At 77.6% G+C, this 4,221-nt stretch carries 6 protein-coding genes; 3 read left to right on the top strand and 3 right to left on the bottom strand.

Features of this window, described 5'->3' with window-relative positions; all coding sequences use genetic code 11:
* Positions 1-243: 243 nt before the first annotated feature.
* On the bottom strand, positions 244-1,032 hold the full coding sequence (locus EF903_RS29500) for a class I SAM-dependent methyltransferase (RefSeq protein WP_125548059.1): 789 nt from the start codon (positions 1,030-1,032) through the stop codon (positions 244-246).
* 203 nt (positions 1,033-1,235) lie between these two features.
* Here EF903_RS29500 and EF903_RS29505 point away from each other — a divergent pair, with 203 nt between their 5' ends.
* Positions 1,236-1,586: a hypothetical protein gene (locus EF903_RS29505; protein ID WP_125548060.1), complete on the top strand. Its 351-nt coding sequence runs from the start codon at positions 1,236-1,238 to the stop codon at positions 1,584-1,586.
* Positions 1,587-1,679: 93 nt separating this feature from the next.
* On the opposite strand, the gene EF903_RS29510 is transcribed toward EF903_RS29505, so the two are convergent.
* Positions 1,680-1,970, bottom strand: a complete 291-nt coding sequence (locus EF903_RS29510; RefSeq protein WP_125548061.1) for a hypothetical protein — start codon at positions 1,968-1,970, stop codon at positions 1,680-1,682.
* Complete coding sequence (locus EF903_RS29515) at positions 1,967-2,524, bottom strand: RNA polymerase sigma factor (protein WP_125548062.1); 558 nt, start codon at positions 2,522-2,524, stop codon at positions 1,967-1,969. The genes EF903_RS29510 and EF903_RS29515 overlap by 4 nt, the downstream gene beginning before the upstream one ends.
* Positions 2,525-2,867: 343 nt before the next feature.
* On the opposite strand from EF903_RS29515, the gene EF903_RS29520 reads away from it, so the two are divergent.
* Both EF903_RS29520 and EF903_RS29525 read left to right on the top strand, forming a co-directional pair.
* Positions 2,868-3,224 (top strand): hypothetical protein, encoded by a 357-nt coding sequence (locus EF903_RS29520; RefSeq protein ID WP_125548063.1) that lies wholly within the window; start codon positions 2,868-2,870, stop codon positions 3,222-3,224.
* A 77-nt stretch (positions 3,225-3,301) separates the two neighbouring features.
* On the top strand, positions 3,302-4,221 hold a 920-nt coding region (locus EF903_RS29525), incomplete at its 3' end, for a DUF4139 domain-containing protein (protein WP_125548064.1).

The following is a 4,221-nucleotide window of genomic DNA, read 5'->3' on the forward strand; positions in this document are numbered from 1 at the left end:
GTCCAGGCGGGCGCGCAGCCGCCCCCGGGCGGGGCCGCGCGGGCCGCCGCCCCCCTCCCTCCCCCCCCCCCCCGGGGGGCGCCCCCCGAGCCCCGCCCCCCGGGGGCCCCCCCCCCCCGCCCCCCCCCCCGGGCGCGGGCGCGCCCCCCCGCCCCGCCCCCGGCGCGCCCGGCGGTCCGCCCCGGATGCTCGTGGTGGGCGTTCGCCGGCGAGTGCCCACCACTCGGGCCGTCCTGGTGGGTCTCACCGGTAGGGGCGCCTGCCCCGGGCGGTCCAGGCCCGGGCGGACAGGGTGATCGATCCGTCGGCCGCGGCGGGCAGGGACGCCCTCAGCCGCTCCCGCAGGAGTTCGCGCCGCGCTTCCGGCAGGGCGGCCAGGTACGAGGGCGCCGGGCCCTGTCCGCCCCGGAACGGCTCCCAGTAGTCGGCGAAGTCCCGGAAGCGGGTCGGGACCACGATCTCGCCGACGGAGACGTCGGCCAGCCCGGATCCGCGCAGCAGCAGCCGCAGCGGTTCGGGTGCGCACAGCGGGAATCGGGCGCCCTCGTCCAGCGGCCCGGCGCCCGCGTCCACCTCCGCCGCGGCGTCCCAGAAGTGCCGCAGGAGTTCCATGCCGCCCTGCGTGTAGTCCCACACGTACACCGCGGCCAGGCCCCCGGGGCGCACCACCCGGAGCATCTCGGCGACCGCGCGGGCCGGTTCGGGCACGAAGTTGAGGACCAGTCCGCTGACCGCGGCGCCTGCCGCCCCGTCCGGCGCGGGCAGCCGTCGGGCGTCGGCGCGCACGAAGCCGGCCCGCGGGTCGCCGACGGTGCGCCGCGCGTACCGCAGATAGCTCTCCGACGGGTCGGCGCCCACGACCCGGCCGGGGTCCGCCGCCTCCAGGACGGCGCGGGTGACGGCGCCCGTACCGCAGCCGACGTCCCACCACGCCGCCCCCTCCGGCACGTCCAGCCGGCGGACGAACTCCCCCGCCACGCGCCGGCTCCACCGGCCGATGTACGGCTCGTACGCCTCTCCGTCACCCCACACGGGCGACCACCCGCTCCCGTACGGCCACCGTCCGCAGACGGGGGCGGTTCCGCACCGCCCGGGACCAGGATCCCCCGGCCCCGCTCCCGCGGCACCCGGTACGCCGCGGCGCACCGGCCGCCGGCGCCCGCCTGGCGCGCCCCGGCGAGCGCGGCCACGCTGGAAAGGCGAACACCTCTGCGGCCGTGGGAAGCGAGGCAGCCATGACGGCGATCACCCGGGGCGACACACCGGCGGCGGTCGAGGGCGACGGCGTCGAACTCCGCACGCAGCCGGTCGGCGTCGCCTTCGTACGGCTGCCGGCAGGGGCGGACCTCCGCCCGGCGCTGCAGGGCATGCCCGACGACCTGTGCCTTTGCCCCCACTGGGGCTACATGCTCAAGGGCCGGCTGAAGATGGTGACGAAGGACGGCGAGGAGGTCTACGAGGCGGGGCAGGCGTTCCACTGGCCGCCGGGACACGCCCCTGTCGCCCTGGAGGACTGCGAGTACGTGGACTTCTCCCCGACGGCGGAGTTCACCGCCGTCCTCGACCACATCACGTCCCGGTCCTGACCCCCTCCCGGGGCCCCTGGCCGCCCCGCCCGCGGGGGGCGGGGCGGCCGGCGCGGCGCCCCGGCCCCCGTGCGGGGCGCCGCGCCGGCGCCGTCAGGACGGGCGGGCCGGGACGGTCAGGGTGCAGCGGCCGTCCTCGCAGGAGCGCCGGAGGCGCCCCCGGGAGACGGTCTGGACGAGGCCGATCGTCCAGCACATCGGGCACCCCCTGAGCGCCACCAGCCCCACCGGCACAAGCAGCAGGGCGATCGGGCCGACGGTGAACGCCAGGGCCGTCCCCCCGATCAGCGAGCCGAAGCCGACCGCGCCGCGGGCCAGGTGCCGGGGCAGGGACGCGCTCGCGTAGTCCGGCCCGCCGCCCTTCCCGGTCGTCGCCGTCTTCACCGTCCGCCTCCCGCCCGTACGCCGTCCACATCGCCGAGCCGGCTCCGGACCTCGGCTCGGGCCCGGTGGAGCCGCGACTTCATCGCGGCCGTGCCGATCCCGAGCGCGTCGGCGACCATCCGCCCGCTCAGTCCCTGGACGTCCCGCATGATCAGCACCTGCCGGTGCTCGGCGGGCAGCGCGGCGATCGCCGCCGCCACCCGGCCCGCCTCCAGCCTCTGGAGGGCCTCCTCCTCGGCGGAGGGCCGGGCCTCGTCCCGCAGCGGTGCGGTGTCCCGTCCGATCGTCCGGGCGCGCCGCAGGCACTCGTTGCGGACGATGCGGAACATCCACGACGCGAGGGCGCCGGACGCGCGGAGCGTCCCGATCTTCCGGTACAGGATGATCAGCGCCTCCTGGGCGGCGTCCTGTGCGTCCTCGGGTGTGGCGCACAGGGAGTGCGCGAACCTCTGCACGTTCGGGTGCGATCCCGACACCAGCGCCGTGAGCGAGTCGACGTCGCCGCGCCGGGCGGCCGCGACCAACTGCTCGCCGGGCCACGCGTACTCAGCCACGCGTCCGCCCCCGCCTGCGCGAGACCGCGTACACGCACGTGCACACGAGCACCGCTCCGACCGCCACTGCAATTCCGACGACCATGTTCTTCCTCCGCCTTCCTGGTCCGACGACTGTCGGCACGTGTACAAGAGGCGCCGTCCGCCGAAAAGGATTCACCGGCGCGGCCCGTGACCGCCGGCGACAACCGATCGGCCCGGTTCTGCGTCCTTCCCGCAGAGCCGGCTTCCGTCCGAGGGGGCGGAGCGGCGCGGTCATCGGAGGGATTCCATCAGCAGTACGTTCACCCCCGGCCCGGCCGCCGGCGGCGCGGGCGGCCGCCGACGGCGGCGCGGAATCGGCATGCTCCTGCTGGGCGTCGCGGCCGGCGTCCTGCTGAGCATCTCCGTGCCGGCGGCCGCGTCGTGGCCGCGGACGGAGGTGGTGTACCGCAGCGCCTCGCCCTCCGCCCTGCCCTACGACGGCTCTCGCTACTTCCTGAGGGTGGAGCACCTCCGCGACCTGTCGGGGGACGACTCGTACCGGATGGTGGTCGGCAGGCAGCCCGATGCCTCGTACGGGCACTGGCTGCGCATCGACACCCGCCTGGGGGCGGAGGGCATCCGGTCCGCGACGTGGACGGAGTCGGAGGTGCGCCTCCGCTTCTCCACCGGCCACGAGCTGTCCGTACCGGCCGGTGCCTTCACGGGCGGCAGGTGAGCGGCACCGCCGCGGGCGCCGGTACGGCAGGTGGGTAGGCTTCGCTCAGCACGGACGCACGTCGGGGGGCAGCACGCATGACGGCTCGGACCGCACGGTGGGAATCGACCCTGGATTCCGTCGTGGTGTACGCACAGGGCGCACTGTGCCGGCGGCTCGCCCGCGGCACCGTCCCGCCGGACGGACGGCTGCGGGTGACGGGGCTGCCCCGCTCGCTGGACCCCGGATCGCTGCGGGCCCGCGTCCTCGGCGCGCCGCGCGTCCGCGTCGTGGAGGCGCGGGTGGAGGTCGAGGCGGAGCCCGCCGACCCGCGCACGCCGCACGAGCTGCGGGAGGCGGCCGAGCGGCTCCGCGACCGGCATGCGGCCGTGCAGGCCCGCCGTGACCGGCAGCTGACGCTGATCGAGGAGGCGGGCGGGCTGCATCCGGCGCCGCCGGCGCGCCGGCGCGAGGACGCGCAGCGCCGGACGCCCGTCGAGGCGTGGCTGGAGCTGGCCGACTTCGTGGACCGGCGGCTGGCCGCCCTCCAGGCGCGGCTGGCAGAGCTGGAGGAGGAACTGCTGCGCGCCGGGCACGAGCTCGCCGTCGCCGAGGACCGGCTCGCCCGCGCCTCCGGCGACGCGCCGCAGGCGCACGTGGCCGCCACCGTCTCCGCGGTCCTCACCCTGGCCCGCACCGGCGCGCCCGGGACGGCCGCCGAAGCCGCCGCCGGGGTCGAGGTCGAACTGGAGGTGGAGTACGGGGTTCCGGGCGCGGTCTGGGTGCCCGCGTACCGCCTCGCCCACCGGCAGGGCGACGACACGGGCCGGCTGGTGCTGCGCGCCTCGGTCGCCCAGCGCACCGGCGAGGACTGGAACGGCGTACGCATCGCCCTGGCCACCTCGGACCTGCGGCGCCGCACCGACCTGCCCCGGCTCCACTCGGTCCGGATCGGGCGCCGCCAGCCCGCCCCCGCCCCGTCCGGCTGGCGCGAACCGCCGGCCGGACGGGGCGGGGG

This window comes from Streptomyces sp. WAC05292, from assembly GCF_003949955.1.
In the GTDB taxonomy this organism is placed as follows: Bacteria; Actinomycetota; Actinomycetes; order Streptomycetales; family Streptomycetaceae; genus Streptomyces; species Streptomyces globosus.